The organism is Paenibacillus artemisiicola (genome assembly GCF_017652985.1).
GTDB classification, from domain to species: Bacteria; Bacillota; Bacilli; order Paenibacillales; family Paenibacillaceae; genus Paenibacillus_Z; species Paenibacillus_Z artemisiicola.
In genome coordinates, this window is record NZ_JAGGDJ010000042.1 from 1 (window position 1) to 21,154 (window position 21,154).

The 21,154-nt window shown below is 58.6% G+C and carries 25 protein-coding genes and 1 pseudogene; all 26 read right to left on the reverse strand.

What is annotated here, in order from left to right:
• Positions 1-308, reverse strand: a pseudogene (locus I8J29_RS34015) (flagellar biosynthesis protein FlhF); the annotation flags it as partial.
• Positions 305-2,338 carry a flagellar biosynthesis protein FlhA gene (gene flhA / locus I8J29_RS27180; RefSeq protein WP_208850503.1) on the reverse strand — a complete coding sequence of 678 codons (2,034 nt, stop codon included), beginning with the start codon at positions 2,336-2,338 and terminating at the stop codon, positions 305-307. The pseudogene I8J29_RS34015 and the gene flhA, both read right to left, overlap by 4 nt.
• Before the next feature lie 30 nt (positions 2,339-2,368).
• Complete coding sequence (gene flhB, locus I8J29_RS27185) at positions 2,369-3,460, reverse strand: flagellar biosynthesis protein FlhB (RefSeq protein WP_208850504.1); 1,092 nt, start codon at positions 3,458-3,460, stop codon at positions 2,369-2,371.
• A gap of 16 nt (positions 3,461-3,476) precedes the next feature.
• Positions 3,477-4,265: a flagellar biosynthetic protein FliR gene (gene fliR, locus I8J29_RS27190; protein WP_208850505.1), complete on the reverse strand. Its 789-nt coding sequence runs from the start codon at positions 4,263-4,265 to the stop codon at positions 3,477-3,479.
• 12 nt (positions 4,266-4,277) lie between these two features.
• Positions 4,278-4,547, reverse strand: a complete 270-nt coding sequence (fliQ, locus tag I8J29_RS27195; protein ID WP_090637613.1) for a flagellar biosynthesis protein FliQ — start codon at positions 4,545-4,547, stop codon at positions 4,278-4,280.
• Positions 4,548-4,569: 22 nt separating this feature from the next.
• Complete coding sequence (gene fliP, locus I8J29_RS27200) at positions 4,570-5,328, reverse strand: flagellar type III secretion system pore protein FliP (protein WP_208850506.1); 759 nt, start codon at positions 5,326-5,328, stop codon at positions 4,570-4,572.
• Entirely contained in the window at positions 5,325-5,942 is a 618-nt protein-coding gene (locus tag I8J29_RS27205) for a flagellar biosynthetic protein FliO (RefSeq protein WP_208850507.1), read from the reverse strand. The genes fliP and I8J29_RS27205 overlap by 4 nt, the downstream gene beginning before the upstream one ends.
• 4 nt (positions 5,943-5,946) lie before the next feature.
• A complete protein-coding gene (locus I8J29_RS27210; protein WP_090637619.1) occupies positions 5,947-6,309 on the reverse strand; it encodes a response regulator in 363 nt (120 codons plus the stop codon).
• Positions 6,310-6,328: 19 nt separating this feature from the next.
• Positions 6,329-7,633 (reverse strand): flagellar motor switch phosphatase FliY, encoded by a 1,305-nt coding sequence (gene fliY, locus I8J29_RS27215; RefSeq protein WP_208850508.1) that lies wholly within the window; start codon positions 7,631-7,633, stop codon positions 6,329-6,331.
• Complete coding sequence (gene fliM, locus I8J29_RS27220; RefSeq protein ID WP_208850509.1) at positions 7,623-8,624, reverse strand: flagellar motor switch protein FliM; 1,002 nt, start codon at positions 8,622-8,624, stop codon at positions 7,623-7,625. The genes fliY and fliM overlap by 11 nt, the downstream gene beginning before the upstream one ends.
• 42 nt (positions 8,625-8,666) lie before the next feature.
• Positions 8,667-9,149 carry a flagellar basal body-associated FliL family protein gene (locus tag I8J29_RS27225; protein ID WP_208850510.1) on the reverse strand — a complete coding sequence of 161 codons (483 nt, stop codon included), beginning with the start codon at positions 9,147-9,149 and terminating at the stop codon, positions 8,667-8,669.
• Positions 9,146-9,373: a flagellar FlbD family protein gene (locus I8J29_RS27230; protein WP_208850511.1), complete on the reverse strand. Its 228-nt coding sequence runs from the start codon at positions 9,371-9,373 to the stop codon at positions 9,146-9,148. Before I8J29_RS27230 ends, I8J29_RS27225 begins: the two co-directional genes overlap by 4 nt.
• A gap of 55 nt (positions 9,374-9,428) precedes the next feature.
• Positions 9,429-10,253 carry a flagellar basal body rod protein FlgG gene (gene flgG / locus I8J29_RS27235; protein ID WP_090637629.1) on the reverse strand — a complete coding sequence of 275 codons (825 nt, stop codon included), beginning with the start codon at positions 10,251-10,253 and terminating at the stop codon, positions 9,429-9,431.
• A 123-nt stretch (positions 10,254-10,376) separates the two neighbouring features.
• On the reverse strand, positions 10,377-10,751 hold the full coding sequence (locus tag I8J29_RS27240) for a TIGR02530 family flagellar biosynthesis protein (RefSeq protein ID WP_090638724.1): 375 nt from the start codon (positions 10,749-10,751) through the stop codon (positions 10,377-10,379).
• Positions 10,744-11,235 carry a flagellar hook capping FlgD N-terminal domain-containing protein gene (locus I8J29_RS27245; protein ID WP_208850512.1) on the reverse strand — a complete coding sequence of 164 codons (492 nt, stop codon included), beginning with the start codon at positions 11,233-11,235 and terminating at the stop codon, positions 10,744-10,746. The genes I8J29_RS27240 and I8J29_RS27245 overlap by 8 nt, the downstream gene beginning before the upstream one ends.
• A gap of 58 nt (positions 11,236-11,293) precedes the next feature.
• Entirely contained in the window at positions 11,294-12,688 is a 1,395-nt protein-coding gene (locus I8J29_RS27250; RefSeq protein ID WP_208850513.1) for a flagellar hook-length control protein FliK, read from the reverse strand.
• Between the two features lie 41 nt (positions 12,689-12,729).
• A complete protein-coding gene (locus I8J29_RS27255) occupies positions 12,730-13,632 on the reverse strand; it encodes a MotE family protein (protein WP_208850514.1) in 903 nt (300 codons plus the stop codon).
• 56 nt (positions 13,633-13,688) lie between these two features.
• On the reverse strand, positions 13,689-14,135 hold the full coding sequence (gene fliJ / locus I8J29_RS27260) for a flagellar export protein FliJ (RefSeq protein WP_208850515.1): 447 nt from the start codon (positions 14,133-14,135) through the stop codon (positions 13,689-13,691).
• 9 nt (positions 14,136-14,144) lie between these two features.
• Complete coding sequence (gene fliI / locus I8J29_RS27265) at positions 14,145-15,479, reverse strand: flagellar protein export ATPase FliI (protein ID WP_208850516.1); 1,335 nt, start codon at positions 15,477-15,479, stop codon at positions 14,145-14,147.
• Positions 15,469-16,284 carry a FliH/SctL family protein gene (locus I8J29_RS27270; protein ID WP_208850517.1) on the reverse strand — a complete coding sequence of 272 codons (816 nt, stop codon included), beginning with the start codon at positions 16,282-16,284 and terminating at the stop codon, positions 15,469-15,471. Before I8J29_RS27270 ends, fliI begins: the two co-directional genes overlap by 11 nt.
• Positions 16,277-17,287, reverse strand: a complete 1,011-nt coding sequence (gene fliG / locus I8J29_RS27275; protein WP_090637643.1) for a flagellar motor switch protein FliG — start codon at positions 17,285-17,287, stop codon at positions 16,277-16,279. The genes I8J29_RS27270 and fliG overlap by 8 nt, the downstream gene beginning before the upstream one ends.
• A gap of 11 nt (positions 17,288-17,298) precedes the next feature.
• A complete protein-coding gene (gene fliF, locus I8J29_RS27280; RefSeq protein WP_208850518.1) occupies positions 17,299-18,864 on the reverse strand; it encodes a flagellar basal-body MS-ring/collar protein FliF in 1,566 nt (521 codons plus the stop codon).
• 43 nt (positions 18,865-18,907) lie between these two features.
• Positions 18,908-19,219 (reverse strand): flagellar hook-basal body complex protein FliE, encoded by a 312-nt coding sequence (gene fliE / locus I8J29_RS27285; protein ID WP_338113297.1) that lies wholly within the window; start codon positions 19,217-19,219, stop codon positions 18,908-18,910.
• 26 nt (positions 19,220-19,245) lie between these two features.
• Positions 19,246-19,695 (reverse strand): flagellar basal body rod protein FlgC, encoded by a 450-nt coding sequence (gene flgC / locus I8J29_RS27290; RefSeq protein ID WP_208850543.1) that lies wholly within the window; start codon positions 19,693-19,695, stop codon positions 19,246-19,248.
• Between the two features lie 2 nt (positions 19,696-19,697).
• Entirely contained in the window at positions 19,698-20,108 is a 411-nt protein-coding gene (gene flgB, locus I8J29_RS27295) for a flagellar basal body rod protein FlgB (protein ID WP_208850519.1), read from the reverse strand.
• A gap of 247 nt (positions 20,109-20,355) precedes the next feature.
• A complete protein-coding gene (gene codY / locus I8J29_RS27300; protein WP_090637649.1) occupies positions 20,356-21,126 on the reverse strand; it encodes a GTP-sensing pleiotropic transcriptional regulator CodY in 771 nt (256 codons plus the stop codon).
• Positions 21,127-21,154 lie beyond the last annotated feature (28 nt).

The following is a 21,154-nucleotide window of genomic DNA, read 5'->3' on the forward strand; positions in this document are numbered from 1 at the left end:
GGCGCCGCCGAAGCGGCCGGCTTCTCGCGGCTTGCCGACGCCGCCGCGGACAGCGTCGCGGCCATCGCGGCGGCCGCTTCCGGCGTCAGGGAAGCCCTCGCCGCCGGTCTGGCGGCCGGTCTGGCGTGATCGCCGCCGTTCGATTCGGCCGCCGCGATCACTTCCGTTTTTTTCTTGCCGAACAGGCCAAGAAATCCGCCGACGCGAATTTCCTTCGTGTTCAGGATGACGGCGTCCGCCCCGAGCTCGCTGCGGATCATGGGCAGTGCCTCCGGCAACGCGTTGACGACGTAGCGTTTCACCTTCACAGATTCACCACTCCCATGCTTTGAACTTCAATGCTCGGTTCCAGTTCGCTGTACGACAGGACGGGCACGTCCTGCATCGTGCGCTCGACGATTTGGCGGAGATACATGCGGATCGTCGGCGACGCGAGCACGATCGGCTGGTTGCCGGACTGAATTTGCCGGTTCACCTGTTCGTTCAGCTTCTGATAGATCGTCTGCGTCGAAACCGGGTCGAGCGCCAAGTAGCTGCCCTGATCGGAGCTTTGCACCGATTCCGCGATTTTCTTCTCCAGCGACGGCCCGACGGTAATGACGCGCAGCGTGTCCCCCTGGTGGCTGTACTGCAGCGTGATTTGCCTCGAGAGCGCCTGGCGGACGTATTCCGTCAAAATGTCGGGATCCTTCGTAAAGGGACCGTGATCCGCCAGCGACTCGAAGATCGTCACCATGTCGCGGATCGAAATCTTCTCGCGAAGCAGCTTCGCCAGCACCTTCTGAACGTCGCCGACGTTCAGAATCGAAGGAATGAGCTCGTCCACGAGCGCCGGGAACGCTTCCCTGACGTTGTCGATGAGCGCCTTCGTCTCCTGGCGGCCGATGAGTTCGTGCGCATGGCGCTTGATCAGCTCCGTCAGATGCGTCGCGACGACGGACGGCGGATCGACGACGGTATACCCGGTCAGCTCCGCCCGTTCCTTCATCGCCTCGTCGATCCAGATCGCCGGCAGGCCGAACGCGGGCTCGGTCGTCTCGATGCCGACGATGCCTTCGTCGTCGAAGCCCGGGCTCATGGCCAAGTAATGGTTGAGCAGCAGCTCGCCGCGCGCGACGGTGTTCCCTTTGATTTTGATGACGTACTCGTTCGGCTTCAGCTGAATGTTGTCGCGGATCCGGATGACCGGCACGACAAGCCCGAGCTCCAGCGCGCATTGACGGCGGATCATGATGATCCGGTCGAGCAGGTCCCCGCCTTGCTGCGTATCCGCCAGCGGGATGAGGCCGTAGCCGAATTCGAATTCGATCGGATCCACCTGAAGCAGGCTGATGACGCTCTCCGGGCTTCGGACCTCTTCGATTTCCTGTTCCTCGACCATTTGCTCTTCGGCCTGCTGCCGCTTCGCCAGATTTTGCTGCATCCGGTAGCCCGCGAACGCGATCACGGCCGCGAACGGAAGCGTCGCGAGCGGTCCGATCGGCGTCGCGATGCCGAGCAGCCCGACCGTGCCCGCCACGATGTACAGCAGCTTCGGGTAGCGGAACAACTGGGACGTCACGTCCTGCGCCAGGTTGCCGTCGGAGGCGGCGCGCGTCACGATCAGGCCGGTGGCGGTGGAGATGAGCAGCGCCGGAATTTGGCTGACCAGGCCGTCGCCGATCGTCAGGACCGAGAACGTGTTCAGGGAATCGGAGAACCCCATGCCGTGGACCGCCATCCCGATGACGAAGCCGCCGATCAGGTTGATGAACAAAATGATGATGGAGGCGATGGCGTCGCCCTTGACGAATTTGCTCGCGCCGTCCATGGAGCCGTAAAAATCGGCTTCGCGCTCGATTTTTTGCCGGCGTTCCTTCGCGCCCTGCTCGTTGATCAAGCCGGCGTTCAAATCCGCGTCGATGCTCATCTGCTTGCCCGGCATCGCGTCGAGCGTGAACCGCGCGGCCACCTCGGCGACGCGCTCGGAGCCCTTCGTGATGACGATGAACTGCACCACGACCAGAATCAGGAACACGACGAAGCCGATGGCGATCTGGCCGCCGGCCACCCAATTGCCGAACGTGCCGACGACCTTGCCCGCGTGCGCGTGCGCCAGGATGTTGCGCGTCGTGGAGATGTTGAGCGCCAGCCGGAACAGCGTCGTGATGAGCAGCAGCGCCGGGAAGATCGAGAATTGCAGCGCGTCCTGCGTGTTCATGGAGATGAGCAGGATCATCAAGGCCGCGGAGATGTTCACGATCAGCAGCACATCGAGCAGCGGAGTCGGAATCGGAATGACCATCATCAGCACGATGCCGATAATTCCGACGAGTATGGATAAATCCCTGGCTTTCATGACGTTCCCTCCACCATCGATGATGCGACGTTATTTCACTCGGTTCTTAAGCTTATATACATAGGCCAGCACTTCGGCCACAGCCTGGAACAAGTCGGCCGGTACCGTATCCCCGATATCCGTCCGCTCGTACAGCGCTCTGGCCAGCGGCTTGTTTTCCATCGTTATGACGTCGTGCTCCTTCGCGATCTCCCGGATCCGAAGCGCGACGAAGTCCATCCCTTTCGCGACGACCTTCGGGGCTTCCATTTTCGCGCCGTCGTACTGCAGCGCGATCGCGAAGTGGGTCGGGTTCGTGATGACCACGTCCGCCTTCGGCACCTGCTGCATCATGCGCTGAAGCGCCGCGCGGCGCTGCCGTTCGCGTATTTTCCCTTTAATGAGCGGATCGCCTTCGGCTTTCTTGTGCTCGTCCTTGATGTCCTGCTTCGACATGCGCAGGCTCTTCTCGTGCTCGAATCGTTTGTAGAAATAATCGAAGACGGCGATCGCGACGAGAATCGCGCCGATCTCGACGCCGAGCCGGATCGTGACGCTCGCGATGAAGCCGAAAATGTTGCCGATCGACACGGTGGCCAGTCCCAGAATGCGGTCTTTCTCGCTCATGAGGGTCGCATAGACGACGAGCCCGATCACGAGCAGCTTCAAAATGTTTTTGACGAACTCGACGACGGAATGCAGCGAGAAAATAGTTTTCAACCCTTTGACCGGGTTGAGCTTGCCGAATTTCATTTTGAGCGGTTCGCCCGTGAAGAGAATGCCGATCTGCATGTAATTGCCGAGCAGCGCCACCAGCAGGGCGATGACGAAAATCGGCGCAAGCAGCATCAGCCCTTGCATCATCAGGTCGGAGAACAACGTCACGACGTTCTCGGTCGTCACGTCCATCAGCAGCTTCTGTTCCAGCAGCAGGCCGAACAAGGACATGAGCCGTTCCTTGTAATACCCGCCTAGCATGAGGAAGCTGAGGAAGACGAACAGCAGGATGAACGCGGCCGGGAGCTCCGGACTCTTGGCGAGTTGGCCTTTTTTGCGCGCTTCCTCCCGTTTTTTCGGCGTTGCGCGCTCCGTCTTTTCCTGGGAGAACAGCTGCAAGTCGAGCGCCCAACGGTAATTCTTCATCGCGGAATCCTCCCACTCAAGATGCCGGACCTTGCAAGATCGAAAAGAGCTTCTGCATCGCGTCGAACATCTGCGCGAAGATGTGTTCGTACAGCGTGACCAATCCCGGCATCAGGACGGCCAGCATGAGGAAGCCGACGAGAATCTTGATCGGAATGCCGATCACGAACACGTTGTACTGCGGCGCGGTCCGGGCGAGAAACCCGAGCCCGACGTCCGTCAGGAACATCGCCGCGACGAGCGGCGCGGACATCTGGAGCGCCAGCATGAACGTCTGGGCGAACATCTGAACCAGGAAGGTCGAGATGCTCCCGGTCTTCAAGTGCAGAAACAGCGTGTTGGACAGCGGAATCCAGTCGTAGCTTTGCAAGAGCGCGGACAGCAGGTAATGATGCCCGTTGATCGAGAGAAACACCAGCGTCGCGATCATTCCCTTGAAATTGCCGAGGAGCGGAGCCGAAGCCCCCGTCATCGGGTCGATGATGCTCGCCATGCCGAAGCCCATCTGCATGTCGATGAAGCTGCCGGCGGTATTGATGACCGCGAAAAACAAGTAGGCGGCGAATCCGAGCAGGACGCCCGCCAGGATCTCGCGAATGATGGCCAGGATGTATTCGGCGTCCGGCACGATGGTTTGCTTCATGCCGTACGTCAGAAACACGAGGAGCGATACGAAAAAACAGAGTCCGATTTTAAACGTCTTCGGCACGTTTCGCGTTGAAAAGACCGGCGCCACGACGAAAAATGCTGTAATTCGACAAAAAATAAGCAAAAAAATAGGAAACCCCTTGTAAACCAGCTCCACCCGACTCACAGCCTATCCGATGTATTTATACAAGTTGTTCAGGAGGTTGTAAGTGAAATCGACCAACGTGTTCAAAATCCATGGACCGAACAGCAGCACGGACAGCAGAACCGCCGCCACCTTCGGCACGAAAGCCAGCGTTTGCTCCTGGATTTGCGTCGTCGCCTGAAAAATGCTGACGATCAATCCGACGATCAGCCCGACGACCAGCATCGGGGCGCTTGCTTTTAACACCGTATAGACCGCCTGTCCGGCCAGCGCGATGATGAAGTCCGTACTCATGATGCACTCCTTCCCAGCAGGGCTATGTCGTGTTAAAGCTGAGCAATAGCGACTTAACGACGAGATACCAGCCGTCCACGAGCACGAACAGGAGGATTTTGAACGGCAGCGAAATCATGACGGGCGGCAGCATCATCATCCCCATCGCCATCAAGGTGCTCGCGACGACCATGTCGATGATGAGAAACGGAATAAAGATCATGAAGCCCATTTGGAACGACGTTCGCAGCTCGCTGAGCGCGTAGGCCGGCACCATGACGGTGATCGGAATGTCCGAGTAGGTCTTCGGCGTCTCCGTCTTCGTGTATTTCATGAACAGCTCGAGGTCCTTCTCCCGCGTCTGGTTGAACATGAATTTCTTCATCGGATCCGCCGCTTTGCCGAGCGCTTGCGTCTGCGTCAGCTCGCCCTTCAAGTAAGGCTGGAGCGCGACGTCGTTCACCGCGCCGAGCGTCGGGGACATGATGAAGAACGTCAGGAACATCGCGAGGCCGACCAGCACTTGGTTCGGCGGCATCGATTGCGTGCCGAGCGAGGTGCGCACGAAGCCGAGCACGATGACGATTCGCGTGAAGCTGGTCATGAGGACCAAGATGCCCGGAGCCACGCTGAGCACGGTAATGATGAGCAGCAGCGACAAGGCGCTCGTTCCGGGCGATTCGCCGCTTTCGCCGCCGATGTTGACGCTGACGTTCGGGAGCGGTTCCGCGAACGCGTGCGCGTGGAATAGCAGTCCGGCGAACAGGAGAGCCAGCGACGTCAATATGATTTTTTTGTTCATTCGTCCAGCAACCGATCCTTGTGATTTTGCTCGTTAAGCAGGTCTTCGACTTTTTGTTTTCGGTCCGCCTGGCGCTTCATTCCGTCGTTCAGCAGCTCCTTGAACGACACGGCCGACGACCAGTTCTCGCCCGGCGGCGCGGAAGGCGTCTGCTTGTTGCGAAGCCGGCCCAGCCATTCGGCCATCGTCGGCGGGTTCCACGCGCGGCCGTTCTGCTGCTCGATGGCGTTCAGGATGGCCGCAACGGCTTCGGGATCGTCGATTTTGTCCAGCATCGTAATGTCTTCCCCGACCCCGACCACGTACAACCGCCCCGACAGCTCGACGACCTGCAGCGACTTGTTCTGGCCGAGCGGAATGCCGCCGAGCGACCGCAGCGCCTTGTTGGTGCCCCAGCCGCGGTTGCGGCTGGCCAGCCACTTGATCAGCAAGACGATGAGGCCGATCACCAGCAGGAGCGCGACGATGACCCAGATCAGATAGCCGATGCCGGTTCCGGAGCCGAAGTCGGGCTGGCCTTCGTCCGCCGAAGGCGCCGCCGACGCGAGGCTCGCCGTCGCCAGCCAAGCGGAGACGGCCGTTCCCGCGAGCCGGAATCCTTTCCGAACCTTCATCCGGTTAACCCAGCGTTTTCTTGATCGCTTCGATGACGCGGTCGGCTTGGAACGGCTTGACGATGAAATCCTTCGCGCCGGCTTGGATGGCGTCGATGACCATCGCTTGCTGGCCCATGGCCGAGCACATGATGACTTTGGCGTTGCCGTCGATTTTTTTGATTTCTTTCAAGGCGACGATGCCGTCCATCTCGGGCATCGTGATGTCCATCGTGATGAGATCCGGCTTCAGTTCCTTGTACTTCTCGATCGCCTGCGCGCCGTCTTGCGCCTCGCCGACCACTTCATAGCCGTTCTTCGTCAAAATGTCACGGATCATCATTCTCATAAAAGCTGCGTCGTCAACGATCAAAATGCGGTTTGCCATTGCTTCTTCCCCCTAGATGTTATTGTAACTTTTGAATCCGATCCCATTGGCTGACGATGTCGGTTACCCGGACCCCGAAATTTTCGTCGATAACGACAACCTCGCCTTTCGCGATCAGCTTGTTATTGACCAAAATGTCCACGGGCTCGCCCGCCAGCTTGTCCAATTCAATAATGGAACCTTGAGACAATTCAAGAATATCTTTGATTTGTTTCTGAGTCCTTCCTAATTCTACTGTGACCTTCAACGGAATGTCGAGCAATAAATTGAGGTTGGAATCGTCCGTTTGCACGTACGGCGCGCCTTGAAAATTCGCGAATTGAACCGGCTGAACCGTCGCGCTCCGGTTCTGCATGGCGCCGTAAGTTTGCGGCCCCGCGGGCGGCGCGGCGGCATACTGCGGCATCGGCGGCTGCGCGTAAGCCGGCGGCTGCTGCATCGGCGCGGCCGGCGGCTCCATCGGCATCGTCGCCGGCATAGACGACGGCGCAGGCGCTGGCGCGGATGCGTACGGCTCGGCGTACGAAGCGGCGGTTTCCGCCATCGCCACATGGGCTGCGGCGGCGACGGGAGCGGCCGTCGGCGTCGGTGCCGGCGCTGCGGCCGGTGCCGGATCGGATGCTCCGCCCATCAGCGTGTCGACCATCTCCTTCGCGAACGCGATCGGAAGCAGCTGCATGATGGTGGAATCGATCAGATCGCCGATCATCAGGCGGAACGATACTTTAATGAAGCGATCGTCGGGCGGCAGGTTTTCGACGCCTTCCCCATTGGACACGTCGAGAATGTTGATCCCCGGCGGCGAGATGTTGACGAACCGGTTGAAGATGGTCGACATCGACGTCGCCGAGGAGCCCATCATTTGGTTCATCGCCTCTTGCACGGCGCTGATGTGAATCTCGTTCAGCTCCGAACCGAGCAGCTTCCCTTCGCCGCCTAGCATGAGATCCGCGATCGTCTGCGCGTCCTTCGTCTTGATGACGAGCGAATTGATGCCTTGGAAGCCGTCCACGTAGCTGACCGACACGGCGACGTGCGGGCGCGGAAATTCTTCGTCCAGTTCGCTGCGGCGGATCAGGGATACCTGCGGGGTCGTGATGTCGACTTTGCGGCCGAGCAGCGTCGAGAGCGCCGTTGCCGCGCTTCCGAACGTAATGTTGCCGATTTCCCCCAGCGCATCCTGCTCGATCGAGCTCAGGTAGGTGTTCAATTCTTGTTCCCGGCTCATCGGCTCCGGCGCCGAGGCGGGCATATCGGGCTCGTCGGAGGTTTGACGCAGCAAGGCATCGATCTCTTCTTGCGATAAGTAATCTTTACTCGTCATATTCTTCTTCGACTCCTTCGGTGAGAACTTCATTGATCTGAACGGCCATGCGATCCTTGACCGACCCGGGACTTCCGATGAACTTCAACTTGTCCCCGACTTTGATATCCAGCCCCTGATCGATGGATTTGTTCAATGAAATGACATCCCCAATCGAAAGACCCAGAAACTCGCGAATCGAAATGCTGGAGTTGCCGAGTTCGCAAACGATCGGCAGCTTGGCCTTGCTGACCCGCTGCTTCAGTACCTCGACCTCCTCGGGCGCCCGCGTCTTCTTCTGCGAAACGAACCAATGGTGGACGGACAGGCGCGGCATGATCGGCTCGATGACGACATGCGGGATGCAGAGGTTGATCATGCCCGTCGTGTCGCCGATTTTGGTGCTGAGCGAGATGAGCGCGATCGTCTCGTTCGGCGAGACGATCTGCATGAACTGCGGGTTCGTCTCCAGCGCTTCGAGCCGCGGCTGAAGATCGACGATCGTCTTCCACGCCTCCTGCAGGCTCTCGAACGTGCGGCTGAAGATCCGCTCCATGATCGTCGTCTCGATTTCCGTCAAGGCGTTGATCTTGGAAGGCGCCAGCCCCTGGCCGCCGAGCATGCGGTCCAGCATCGCGTAAGCGACGTTCGGATGCACTTCGAGCACCATGCGGCCTTCGAGCGGCTCGGCTTCGAAAATGTTCAGAATCGTCATCTTCGGAATGGACCGGATAAATTCGTCATACGGCAGCTGTTCGACCTGAACGACGTTGATCTGAACGAACGTGCGAAGCTGCGCGGAGAAATAAGTGGTCAAGTATCGCGCGAAGTTTTCATGAATCCGCGTCAAGCTCCGGATATGATCCTTCGAGAACCGGACGGCGCGCTTGAATTCATAGACGCGGATTTTTTTCTGCGTTTCTTCCTTCTTCAGTTCCTCCGCGTCCATCTCGCCGGACGACAAGGCGGCAAGCAGCGCGTCGATCTCGTTCTGCGACAAAACGTCAACCATTTTTCTCACCTCCTTGAACGGAATGCGGCAAAATCCTGATGCTTACAGCTTCGTTACGATATAGTCCGTGATTTCGACGTTGATGAGCTTGCCGTGCGGCAGCTCGGGATTTATCAAATTAAGCAGTTCCGTGCAAAGCTTGTCTTTCCCCTGCGAGCCGTTGATTTCTTCCGGTTTCATGTCGGAAAGCGTTCGAATGATGATCGGCTTGATCTGGATGTCCTTGATTTTATCGAAATCTTTCTTCGTCGACTTGTCGTCCAGTTGAAAAGCTAAGCCGAGAACCGCAACGTAATCGGAGTCCAATAAATTCGTTTGAATCTTGTCGATCGTGCTGGTCAATTCCACGCGTTTATCCGCGGAAAGCTTCTCCGTCTTGACGTCCGCCGCTTCGTCGGCCGCTTTGGCCGCCGCGTTTTGGGTACCGCCTCCGTCGATGACGGAGTTGAACAGAATGACGGCCACGACCGCGATCAGCGTGATCGCGAGCAAGGTGGTAATGAGCCAAGGCAGCATTTTCTTCATGGGGATGTTCCCTCCGTTTGATCGCTCTTGATGGTCGCCGCATAGACGCCGATCGACCGAAGATAAGACTGTATGGAGGAAATGACGTCGTTTGCTTTCTCCAACACCAGTATTTTTTTGCCCGTCGTGAGCGTGATCAGCGTGTCGGGCGTTTCTTCGACTAACTCGATGAGCAGCGCGTTTAGATGTACCGTCTTGCCGTTCAAACGCGTTACAGCAATCATGGGCTTCCTCCTTAACCTGTCGGGGAGGCGGTCGCGCCTCCCCTCGGCTGTTTACCTAGTGTTTAAGATTGACGACCTCTTGCAAAATCTCGTCCGAGGTCGTGATGATCCGGGAGTTCGCCTGGAAGCCGCGCTGCGCGACGATCATTTCGGTAAACTCGGACGTCAGATCGACGTTCGACATTTCCAGCTGCCCGGCGATGATGGCGCCCGTGCCGGCTTCGGGATCGTTCGCCGTCGTCAGCGTCACTTCGCCGTCCACGTTCGCGTTCGGCGTCATGCGGTACAGGTTGCCGCCGATTTTCTCCAAGCCGTTCGGGTTCGTGACTTTCACGATGCCGAGCTGGATACCGGTCGCCGTCGTCGTGCCGTCCGCGTTCACGGCGATGATGCCGCCGTCCTGCGCGATCGAAAACGCTTTGACCTCCGCGGGATCAAGGACGATCGGCGCGCCGTTGGAATCGAGGACGAACATGCCGTCGCCGTTCACCATTTGGCCGGCCGCGTCGACCTTGAAGTCGCCCGCGCGGGTCAAGTAAGGCGTTCCGCCGTCGGCGTTAGGCGCTACCGCGAAGAATCCGTCGCCGTCGATGCGCACGTCCGTCGGCACGTTGGTCGTCATCGCGCTGCCCGGCGTATGGATCGTGTCGATCGAGGCGATGGCCACGCCGAGTCCGACCTGCTTCGCGTTCACGCCGCCGGTGGTGCCTTCCTCCGGACGCGTGACGCCGGAGACCGTCTGGCTCAAAATATCCTTGAACATGACGCGGCCCGCCTTGAAGCCGACCGTATTCACGTTCGCGATGTTGTTGCCGATAACGTCCAGCTTCGTTTGGAACCCTCGCATGCCGGATACGCCGGAGTACATAGATCTTAACATTCGATGGACAACCTCCCACGGGTTATAAGTCGATTCGGAATTGCGTCGTGCGGGCGAATCGTTCGTTCGGGCCGCTTCCTTCGATCCGCGGCCCGCGGCTTCCTGGCTGCAGGTCCGGCCGCTTTACGAAACGATGACCGCGCTGTCGATCTGGGTGAACACGTTGCCTTGCATGGAGTTGCCGTCCATGGCCGTCACGACGGTCCGGCTGGGAACGTTGACGATCATGGCGATGTCCCGGTACACGACCAGCGAATCCTTCGCGCCTTTGGCGGCGGCCTGGTCGATGGCTTGGCCGATCTTGGTCAACGCGTCCGGCTTGAGCGTGATGCCCCGCTGGGCGATGCGCTGTTCGGCGTGGTGGCTGAAATTCAGGACGGTGCGGTCCAGCACGTCTTTAAATGAAGCGTTGCCCGCCGCGCCGTCGGTTTGCGCCGGCTTGCGTATCGGCGCCCCGGCCGTCAAGCGCAAATGGCCGATTTTCATGACGTCATCCATTCGCGGCTTCACCGCCTTCGTCGCCGCCATCGCTTCCGTTGCCGGCTCCGCTAGCGTCGCCGATCGATACGATGTCGTCGAGGCTGATGTCGGCGTCGCCGACGCGCGCGTACTGCGCGTGGTCCTTGATGACGATGGAGTCGACGATGCCGTTCTTCGGAATCATCTCGCCCGTGTCCGAGTAGTCGTACCATTCGACGTTCTTGCCGATCATCGAGGAGGCCATCCCCAGATTCTGGCGAAGCGCCGAAAGCTGGTCCGCCATGTTCACGAGCTGCTCGACCGATGTGAACTGCGCCATCTGCGCGATGAAATCCTTATCCTGCAGCGGCTGCATCGGGTCTTGGTTCTGCAGCTGCGTTACGAGGATTTTCAAGAAATCGTCTTTGCCCAACGATTCGTCCGCCGGCTTGTTCGCCGCCTTCTGCACGTTGCTCGATCTGTAATAAGGCCACACATTGGTGGTGGATACGCGATCTCCCATTGGTTCCCGTCACCTCCGTTCCTTGGAGTTGGCGCTAAGCGCTGCTTGTCAGCGGATATTAAGCGATCGTATGGATGCCTCTTCCGAGGCCCAAGTCCCGGTCGACCGCTTGCTGCGTCGTGACGGCTTCGAGGTCGGACGAAAAGTCGATCTCGTCGATGGTCTCGCCGCGGGACTTATTCCGCTTCGATGCTTCGTGTTCCTGGCCTTGATGGCCTTGGCGTTGTTGGAACGGATTGCCGCCCTGTACCGCCGACTGCGAGACGACCAGCTTATCGACCTGCAAGCCTTGCGATTGCAGCGCGGAGCGCAGCTGAGCCAGCTGGGTTTCCAGCATGTCCTTCGCCGTCGCGGTATCCGTGACGAACTGCGCGGTCAGCGTGCCGTTATGCACGGAAATATTCACGTTGACTTGGCCCAGATGCTCCGGAAACAGCGTCAGCTGCGCTTGGGAAGAGCCGTTCTCGCCCGCGGTCACGTTGAACTGCTTCACGACGAGTCCTTGAATCGTCGCCGCGAACTGTTGAACCGGTACCTGCTGCGAGACGACCGTCTTCGGAAGCGCCGCGGTCATTCGCGGCAGCTCGAAGGCCGTGCCGGCAGGCAGCGTGGCCGAATCAGGCGCTTCCGGAACCGCATCGGCAAGTGCATCAGCAGCAATGTCGTCCTCCGGCTTCCGCGACGCGTCCAGCACGCTCGCATGGAGCATGCGATGCGCCATGCGCTGAAGATGGACGCTGGCTTGCGGCGCGGCGTTCCGCGACGTCGTCGTCAGCGCGCGGACCAGGTCGGCCGGTTCCGCGACGGTTGCTCCGTTATCCGCGGACCGCGAGGCGGCCGTGGCATCCGCCTTCGGCGACTTGCCGCCGAGCAGCGCTTCGAGCTCCGTCAGTTCCTTGCCGATCAGCGCCAGCTGATCCCGATTCGTCGGCGCGCCGTTCGGCTGCCGAAGCAGCTCGCCGAGATCCGTCAACGCTTCCTGCAAACCGGCTTTCAGCGCATCGCTATCCGGCGCGGCGTCAGCCGGCGTTTTCGCGGCCGGCTGCTGCGGCATCGGTATACCCGCGAGCAGGCTGAGCAAATTATCCAGCTGCTGCAGCGCATCGCCCAATTCGGCGTTCGAAGGCGCGCCTGGCGGCTCGTCGTCCGTCTTCGGCTCATCGGTCTTGCCGCCCTCGATCTCGCCCAGCTGTCGAAGCAGCGCTTCGATCGCCTTCAGGAGATCCGCGGCCGATCCATGCTCGCCGAGCGGCGAAGCCGGCGTCCCCGGCGCGTTGGCGACGCCCGACGCGGTCTCTCCGCCAGGCTGGGCGTTCGTCCCTTTCCCCGGCGCGCCGGTCATCGTCTGCGCGAAGGCCTGATTAAACTTGGCGCCATCCGCGCCCTTCGCCGAGGGGACGTGTCCGGCTGCCGGCGCAGGCGCGGGAGAAGCCGCGGTTATCGGCATTTGCATATGTTTCACCTCCTTTCGACGATGGCGTAAAGGCGGTTTCCTTACTTGCCGACCATAAGCTTCGATACCAGCTGCGCGGTAACGGCTTTATTCGCCGTCGACATCTCCGCGATGATTTTCGAACGGGAGGCGTCGCTTACGGCGTTCAAGATGCGCAGCACCTTGCTCGGGCTGACGTCGGCCATTTTGAGCAGCAGGTCGGCCGCGCTTTTCGGATCCATCGACGAGAACGTCGCGTTCAGCTGCGTCGCGCTCAGCACGGACTCCGATTGCGTCGAAGCGGCTTCCTGCTTCTTCACCCGCGCTTGCAGCGCCGCGATCTCGCGGTCCTTCGCCGTCTTCGAGTCCTTCAGCATGACCGCCGCGTCCGCCGCTTTCGCCGGCGTCATTTTGGCGAGCACGTTCGCCCGCTCCTCCGGCCGCATGGCGTCCAGCACGAGCACCGCTTCCGCGGTCTCCATGCTCTCCATGATAGGCGCCGCTTTGCTCGGCGTCATCGTGCCGAACATCGAAGCCAATTCGCCGATCTTGCTTTGATAAGCCGCATCGTCGAGCGCCTTGTCGGCGTTCGATTGCTTCAGCTGGTCCATCTGCTGCCGAAGATCCTTGACCGAGCCGTTCAACTTCTCGTTCTCCGCGGCCGTCTTGCTTAGCTCGGCTTCCTTCGCGGTCAGTTGCGATTGAAGCTCGGCGATCTTCGCCGTCGCGTTGGCCGACTTGACCGTCTCTTCGTCCGCCTGTCCGTCCTTCGCGGCCGGATCGGGCAGAAAGCGGCTCAAGAACGGAATGTCGTTCCCGATCTCCAGCGCCTTGTTCCGCAAATTAAAATTGAACAACGTGACGAGCACGCCGAGCAGGATGAGCGTAAACAAGATCGGCGTCACGAAAAACATGAACCGCTCCATTCCGCTGTAGCCTTGCTTCTCCATTTCCAAATCTGACATACTAGGTCCCTCCCTCGGGCATCGGCTCCCGATTCGCGCAAAGGCTTCCGGCCTTGTTAAGGCGCCGCGTACATGAAGCGTACGGAAGCGAGCTCGTCCAATTCATGCTGTTCCTTCACCGTCATCTCGGCCACGAACCGCTTATGCGCATGTTCTCTCGTCTTCAGCCATACTTTTTCGTCTACCATTCGGTCCGACAACGTCTTCCTGCCCGCGTCCACGGCCGATTCCGCCTTTTTCACGTCGCCGATTTTGCGAAGAATGCCGTCGTCCAGGTAATCGATGTACGTTTGGATCGTCATGATCTCCGAGAGCGATACCGCGGAAAGCGATGCGTGCTGCAGCTTCTCGCTCCAGACGGCGCGTTCGGATTGCAGCTGCCGGAGGCTCTGTTCTTCCTGCGTCAGCTTGCCGACGACCACGGACAGCTGCCATTCCGCCTGCGATTTCTCGCTCGTTTTCAAATCGACGATCTTCTGGTAGGCATAGTGAAATCGAGCCATGGATCAAGTTCAACTCCCGTGATGGATGTAAAATTCGTCGATCAGCCGGTCGCGCGACGCGTCGTAATCGATCTTCTCGTTCGTCTTCTGCGTCGCGTAGGACCGGATGAGATCGTTGGCTTCGATCGCCTGATCGATTTTTTCGTTCGAACCCCGCTGGTACGCCCCGATATTGATGAGGTCTTCCGAATCTCTATAAATGGCGAGCAGCCGCTTCAATTCGTTGGCGGCATCCTGCTGTTCTTCCGGCACGATTTCTTTCATGACCCGGCTGATGGAAGCCAGAATGTCGATGGCGGGAAAATGGCCCTTGTTCGCCAGCGCCCGGCTCAGCACGATATGGCCGTCCAAGATGCCGCGGACCGCGTCCGCGATCGGTTCGTTCATATCGTCGCCGTCGACGAGCACCGTGTAGAAGGCGGTAATCGTTCCCTTCTGCCCCGTCCCGGCACGCTCCAGCAGTTTCGGCAGGGCAGCGAACACGGAGGGCGTATAACCGCGGGTCGCCGGCGGTTCGCCGATGGCCAGCCCGACTTCGCGCAGCGCCATCGCATAGCGGGTGACGGAGTCCATCATCAGCATGACGTTCATGCCGCGGTCCCGGAAATATTCCGCGATCGTCGTCGCGATCAGCGCGCCTTTGATTCGTATGAGCGCCGGCTGATCGGACGTGGCGACGATGACGACGGAGCGCGCAAGCCCTTCCGGACCGAGGTCTTTCTCGATAAACTCAAGCACTTCGCGGCCGCGCTCGCCGATCAAGGCGATGACGTTGACGTCCGCGGACGTATTCCGGGCGACCATCCCGAGCAGCGTGCTCTTGCCGACGCCGGAACCGGCGAAGATGCCGACGCGCTGGCCTTGTCCGACGGTCAGCAGGCCGTCGATGGCGCGGACGCCGATGCTGAGCGGTTCTTTCACCCTCGGTCGCATCAGCGGATTGTTCGGCTGATTATGCGTCGAGTGGTGCGGCATACGGCTCGGAATATGGGAACCGTCAAGCGGCTGTCCCAACCCGTCCAGCACCTTGCCGAGGAGCTCGGAGCCGACCTGCACGGTGAGCGGCTTGCCCGTGCCGACGACGTCGCAGCCCGGACCGATCGATTGCAGCTCGCCGAGCGGCATCAGAATGACTTTGTTGTCGCGGAACCCGACGACCTCCGCTTTGAGCGGTTTCGACGATTTCGCGGGATAGATCAGGCACACGTCCCCGATGCTGGCATCGGGGCCTTCCGATTCGACGGTCAGTCCGATGACCTGCGTCACCTTCCCGTTCACGCGAACGGGATCGATCGGCCGCATATGCTCGATATAGCGTTCGGCGTCCAACCGGTTAAGTTTCATCGGCGCCGCCTCGCTCTTCCGCCTGCAGGGCAAGCTGGATCAGCTCGCGTTTGATTTCGGACAGCTGCGTGTCGATCCGGGCGTCGATGCTCCCGAACGAAGAGCGGATAACGCACCCGTAAGACTTGACGGACACGTCCGGAACGATCTGCAGCTCGGCTTGGGAATCGATGACGAGGGACAGCTCTTCGCGCGCGGCCTGCACGTAGGCCAATTGCTGCGGCGATACGCAGAGGGTGATTACCCCTTGCTCGCGGCGCCGTTCCAGCGCTTTGCGTATCATATCGAGCGACCACGCCGGCTCGACGGTCAGCTGCTTTTGTATGATTTTCTCGGCGATCGCCGCGCTGAGCGCGACGACGAACGGCTCGGCTTCCTGAATGATCTGTTCCTTCGTATCGTAGGACGAGTCCAGGATCGATCTGGCTTCCGTCAGCATCGCTTCCCATTGGGCGCGCACTTCGGCTTCGGCCCGGGCCTTGCCTTCCTCGAACCCGAGCGCGTGGGCTTCGCCGCGGATGCGTTCCATCGTCTCCTCGTCCTGCAGGCGCTTTTCCAGCCACCATTGGTCGATTTGCGCGGCGGCTTCCGCGAACATCGTTTCGATCTGTTCGCCGGTCTCCTGAAGACGCTGGTTGGCGAACGCCTCGGCATCGCCGAGAATTTGGTCGCGAAGCGTGACCGTTTCGGCGCTAGGCCCGGCAGGCGCTTCTTGTTCGGCCGGTTGGACGTAGCGGTTATACCATTCAAGCCGTTTTAAATCTTCGACCGAGATGACGTTCGTCGATTTATACAACTTAGACAATGATGTCATCCCCTCCGCCGCGGGCGATGATGATCTCGCCGGACTCTTCCAGCCTGCGGATCGTCGCTACGATGCGCGTTTGCGCTTCTTCGACGTCGCGCAGCCGGACGGGACCCATATATTCCATTTCTTCCTTGAACGTCTCCGACATGCGTTTGGACATGTTCCGGAAGATCGCTTCGCGCACTTCTTCGCTGGCGACTTTGAGCGCAAGCTGGAGATCGGCATTCTCGATGTCGCGGATGATGCGCTGAATGGAACGGTTGTCGATGTTGACGATATCCTCGAACACGAACATCCGTTTTTTGATTTCTTCGGCCAATTCGGGATCTTGGATTTCGAGCGCGTCCAGGATCGTACGCTCCGTCCCGCGGTCGACGCCGTTCAAAATTTGCACGATTGATTCAATACCGCCCGCGCTGGTGTAATCTTGGGTAACGGTCGCGGACAGCTTCTGTTCCAGCACGCGTTCCACGTAGGAAATGACCTCCGGCGACGTGCTGTCCATCAAGGCGATGCGTCTCGCGACCTCCGCCTGCTTCTCCTGCGGCAGGGACGACAAGATTTGCGAAGACTGATCCGGCTGCAAATACGAGAGCACCAAGGCGATCGTCTGCGAGTTTTCGTTCTGGATGAAGTTCAAGATTTGGCCGGCATCCGCTTTGCGAGCGAAATCGAACGGGCGCACCTGAAGCGTCGCCGTCAGGCGGCCGATCACTTCCATCGCTTTCTGCTCGCCGAGCGCTTTCTCCAGAATCTCGCGGGCATACGTGATGCCGCCTTGCGAAATGTATTCCTGCGCGACGCAGATCTGGTGGAATTCGTTCAAAATCGTTTCTTTGTCGAGGGTGTCGACTTTGCGCACGTTCGCGATTTCGAGCGTGAGCTGCTCGATTTCCTCTTCGCGCAAGTGCTTGAAGATTTGCGCCGATACTTCAGGACCTAGAGAAATTAGCAAAATGGCTGCTTTCTGCCGACCGCTGAAACCTTGTAATTTCGCCATTCCGGCCACCTCTATTCTTCAACGAGCCAAGTCCGGAGCAAATTCACGAACTCTTCCGGTTTGCGCTTGGCGAGCGTTTCGAGCTGCTTGCGAACTTGACTTTCGTTTTGGACGCTATCGAGATCGATCGTCGGGTACTCGACTTTGCCCGGCGCCGCGGCCAGCTCTTCGACGAGCGCCGCTTGCTTCCTGCGGCGGACGACGACGTAGCCGAGACCGCCGATCAGCGCGAGCGCCGCGAGGCCGAGGCCGACCAGCCAGCCCGTCGACAGTCCGGAAGACGCCGCGACTCCGCCGTTGTCGATAAAACTTTGAGCCATGACCGAAACTTTTTTGTCGATCAGCGCGTCATTATTGACATCTTGTCCGGACTCGATCAACTGGGACCGAACGAGCGACGCAAGCACGTTCGTCATCTCCGTTTTCGCTTCGGCACTTAACTTTGATTTTTCTACGCCGATACTAATAGAGAGATCTTTAATGACGTACGGCCCGGACTCGATTTGAATGTTGCTCTTGTTGTAATCGTAATTGGTCGTCCGGCTGTTCTCCTCCGAGCTTCCGCCCGTGGCGGTGTCCGCCGTATAGCCCGGCACGTCGGTCGCGCCGGTGCCGGCGACGCCGCCAGCCGAGCTTCCGCCCGTCGCGGATTTGGACGAGGTCGATTCGCTTAGGACGATGCCGTTATTGTTGTTGTTTTCGAGCGGAGACACGAGCTGCTGGTCCGATTTCTTCTTATCGAAGTTGATGGAGCTGGAGACGTTCACGACCAAATTGTCCATGCCGACCATCGGCGCCAGGAACGATTGGATCTTTTGTTTCAAGTCGTTTTCATATTTGCGCTGAATTTGATAATGCGTCTCCAGCAGATCGCCTCCGGCACCCGCGCCGCCGACATCGCCGGACGCGAGCAGTTCGCCCTCGGGACTGGAGATCGTAATGTTTTCCGGTTTGATGTTCGGGATCGACGTTTTGACGAGATTGTAGTAGCCGTCGACTTCTTTCTGCGTCGGCCGGTATCCCGGACGAAACGTGATCATGATCGACGCGGAGGCTTGCTCCTTCTCCTCCGTCGTCATGAACGGCGTCGATTCCGGCAAGTTCACGAGCACGTTCGATTTTTGCACGCCCTGCATGCCGTTCAGCAAGCGCTGGACTTCCCCGTTCAAGGCGCTCCGGTATTTCACGTCGAATTCGCGGTCCGTCGAACCGAACATCGACGAGCTGTCGTTAAAGGATTCGAAGCCGATGGAACCGTTGCGGACGATGCCCTGGGACCCCGCCTCCACTTTCACTTTCGCGGCGTCCGCCGTCGGCACCGATATCGTCTGGCCCGCGTCGGACAGCTTATACGGAATCTTGCCGGCATCCAAATACTCCATGACCGCGGCCGCATCCGTGCTGTCGAGATCGCGGAACGCGACTTCGTAATGCGTTTTCGAAAACAGCACGGTCAACAAGATGATCGTCAGGATCAGGATCGCGGCGGACGCCCCCAGCCAAATCTTCTGTCTCTTCTCTAGTACGTTCCAATACTGAGCGACTCTCGCTCGGTATTGGGCAAATTTCTCGTTCACGATTCCACCTCACTGTTAGCTTCTAATGCTGGGAAAGAGGCCATTAGATTTGCATCCGCATGATCTCCTGGTAGGCTTCAATCACTTTGTCGCGGATTTGTGAGGTAAGCTGCAGACTGAGTTCGGCTTGCTGGCTCGCAACCATGACTTGCGACACGTCGACGTTGCCGAGCATATATTGATCGTTCATCGTATGTACGTTTTGTTCCTGGGTGCTTACGCCGTCAAGCGCCTTTTGCAGGAAATCGCCGAATGTTTTTGTAATGTCGGACGGCGAAGAAGTACTAAGGCCGTTCGATTCGGCCGGTTTGACGGTCTGGAGCTGCACCGGATTGAACGTCATCGGGTTAATCAACTGTAATCCCTCCGCGGTTTATCTGTTTACTTGCCGATTTCAAGCGCTTTGACAAACATGCTCTTCGTGGCGTTCAGCGCCGTGACGTTCGCCTCGTAGGAACGCGAAGCGGAGATCATGTCCACCATTTCCTTCAGGACGTCGACGTTCGGCATCTTTACATATCCATTCTCGTCTGCGTCGGGATGGGTCGGATTATAGACCAGCTTGGAAGGGGTCGTATCCTCGATGATTTTCGAAGCTTTCACGCCCGGCGCCGATGCGGAACCGTTCATTTGGCTGTTCAACGCGTCCGCGAACGATGTCGAACCCGGTTCAAGCACGACCATTTTGCGTTTGTAAGGTTCATAGCGTCCGTTGACGTATGAAGCTCTAGTCGTTTCTGCATTCGCGATATTCGAAGAAATAACGTCCATGCGGAGTCGCTGGGCCGTCAGCGCCGAAGCGCTGGCATCGAATCCGTTAGTCAATCTCATCATCAGCTTCTCCCTTGGATCCCGATGCGCATCATTTTCACATCATGGCTAATCTGCTGTACATAAAAGTTGTAATTCAGTTGGTTTTTGGCAAGAAGCGACATTTCTCGATCAATATCGACATTGTTGACGTCGTTATTCATGACGCTCGTCTCGTCGGTCATGACCTGAGTCTCTGGCACTGCCGCGGATGGGCCGATCGTAATATGCCTTGGATCCGTGCGCTTTCCGCTTAATTGAGGCGTTCCCGAGCCCATGCTCTGCTCCAATAGGTCTTCGAACATGACGTCGGACCGCTTGAATTTTGGCGTATCTACATTTGCGATATTGTTGTTTATGACGCGTTGGCGCATTTCCGATGCATTCAGCGCGCCCTGTAAACGACTGAATTCCGGGCCGTTCAACAAATTCACCAAAAAACCCCACTTTCGAGTGCTTGTGTTGTTAATATTCAACAGAATACTTCGCATTCCTTCTTTGTTCGACAAAGAATTATTAAATTTATGAGAGCTTCTTGTCGAACAAATCTGCCAATCTAATCTTCCTCAACTTCCTAAATTATTACAATAAGAAAAAAGCCCTATCTTTGTCGAAGATAGGACTTAAAAGGGGGCTATTTGTACTGGTTTCGGAATGAAAATGTAATGAAAATTTAATACTTTAGCTTTTGTTTTTTTTCAGCTCCTGGAGAAGCTGCGCATTCAAGATCCGGATATAGGTCCCTTTCATACCCAAGGACCTGGTTTCGATCACGCCGGCGCTTTCCAGTTTCCGCAGCGCGTTGACGATGACCGACCGGGTGATGCCGACGCGGTCCGCGATCTTGGAAGCGACCAGCAGTCCTTCCTTTCCGTCCAGCTCGTCGAAAATATGCTCGACCGCTTCCAGCTCGCTGAAGGACAGCGATCCGACCGCGACCGCGACGACGGTCCTGCTTCTCGCTTCCTGCTCGATCTCTTCCGCTCGCTCGCGCAAGATTTCCATGCCGACGATCGTACTGCCGTACTCCGCCAAAATGAGTTCGTCGTCGCCGAACGGCTCGGAGCTGCGAAGCAAGATCAGCGTGCCCAATCGGTCGCGGCCGCCTACGATCGGGACGACGGTCATAATTTCTTGGGCGCCCATCATCGGGAACGACTCGGCGATGCCGCTGTCGGATTTCACGTTCGTCGCGGTTTCCTGCATGTTCATGAAGCGGTCGTTGCTCTCGGGCGACAAGCGGAGCTCGCCGGCAGGCAGCGCCCTCAGCTGCTCGTGCTGATAAGGCCCCGCCGCCGCGGATCCCAGTACTTTCCCTTTGCGGCTGACGACGAACACGTCGGCTTGAATGGTCGTACTCAGAACCTCCGCCATCTCCCGGAAGTTGAGCGCCCCTCCGGCCGCGCGCTGCAGCAGCCGGTTGAGCGTTCTTGTCTTTGCCAATAAAATCATTGCCGTTTGCCTCCTACTTTCCTGTCCG

Bases quoted from the DNA above. Each gene is read 5' to 3' on its own strand.
- codY (WP_090637649.1), bottom strand. From the start codon at position 21,126: ATGATTTTATTGGCAAAGACAAGAACGCTCAACCGGCTGCTGCAGCGC.
- I8J29_RS27245 (WP_208850512.1), bottom strand. From the start codon at position 11,235: ATGGGAGATCGCGTATCCACCACCAATGTGTGGCCTTATTACAGATCG.
- fliY (WP_208850508.1), bottom strand. From the start codon at position 7,633: ATGACGAGTAAAGATTACTTATCGCAAGAAGAGATCGATGCCTTGCTG.
- flgC (WP_208850543.1), bottom strand. From the start codon at position 19,695: ATGAGATTGACTAACGGATTCGATGCCAGCGCTTCGGCGCTGACGGCC.
- I8J29_RS27255 (WP_208850514.1), bottom strand. From the start codon at position 13,632: ATGTCAGATTTGGAAATGGAGAAGCAAGGCTACAGCGGAATGGAGCGG.
- I8J29_RS27240 (WP_090638724.1), bottom strand. From the start codon at position 10,751: ATGGATGACGTCATGAAAATCGGCCATTTGCGCTTGACGGCCGGGGCG.
- fliQ (WP_090637613.1), bottom strand. From the start codon at position 4,547: ATGAGTACGGACTTCATCATCGCGCTGGCCGGACAGGCGGTCTATACG.
- flhB (WP_208850504.1), bottom strand. From the start codon at position 3,460: ATGAAGAATTACCGTTGGGCGCTCGACTTGCAGCTGTTCTCCCAGGAA.
- I8J29_RS27210 (WP_090637619.1), bottom strand. From the start codon at position 6,309: ATGGCAAACCGCATTTTGATCGTTGACGACGCAGCTTTTATGAGAATG.
- fliJ (WP_208850515.1), bottom strand. From the start codon at position 14,135: ATGGCTCGATTTCACTATGCCTACCAGAAGATCGTCGATTTGAAAACG.
- fliI (WP_208850516.1), bottom strand. From the start codon at position 15,479: ATGAAACTTAACCGGTTGGACGCCGAACGCTATATCGAGCATATGCGG.
- fliP (WP_208850506.1), bottom strand. From the start codon at position 5,328: ATGAACAAAAAAATCATATTGACGTCGCTGGCTCTCCTGTTCGCCGGA.
- fliM (WP_208850509.1), bottom strand. From the start codon at position 8,624: ATGGTTGACGTTTTGTCGCAGAACGAGATCGACGCGCTGCTTGCCGCC.
- I8J29_RS27205 (WP_208850507.1), bottom strand. From the start codon at position 5,942: ATGAAGGTTCGGAAAGGATTCCGGCTCGCGGGAACGGCCGTCTCCGCT.
- flhA (WP_208850503.1), bottom strand. From the start codon at position 2,338: ATGAAAGCCAGGGATTTATCCATACTCGTCGGAATTATCGGCATCGTG.
- I8J29_RS27225 (WP_208850510.1), bottom strand. From the start codon at position 9,149: ATGAAGAAAATGCTGCCTTGGCTCATTACCACCTTGCTCGCGATCACG.
- I8J29_RS27230 (WP_208850511.1), bottom strand. From the start codon at position 9,373: ATGATTGCTGTAACGCGTTTGAACGGCAAGACGGTACATCTAAACGCG.
- I8J29_RS27250 (WP_208850513.1), bottom strand. From the start codon at position 12,688: ATGCAAATGCCGATAACCGCGGCTTCTCCCGCGCCTGCGCCGGCAGCC.
- fliG (WP_090637643.1), bottom strand. From the start codon at position 17,287: ATGGCGAAATTACAAGGTTTCAGCGGTCGGCAGAAAGCAGCCATTTTG.
- flgG (WP_090637629.1), bottom strand. From the start codon at position 10,253: ATGTTAAGATCTATGTACTCCGGCGTATCCGGCATGCGAGGGTTCCAA.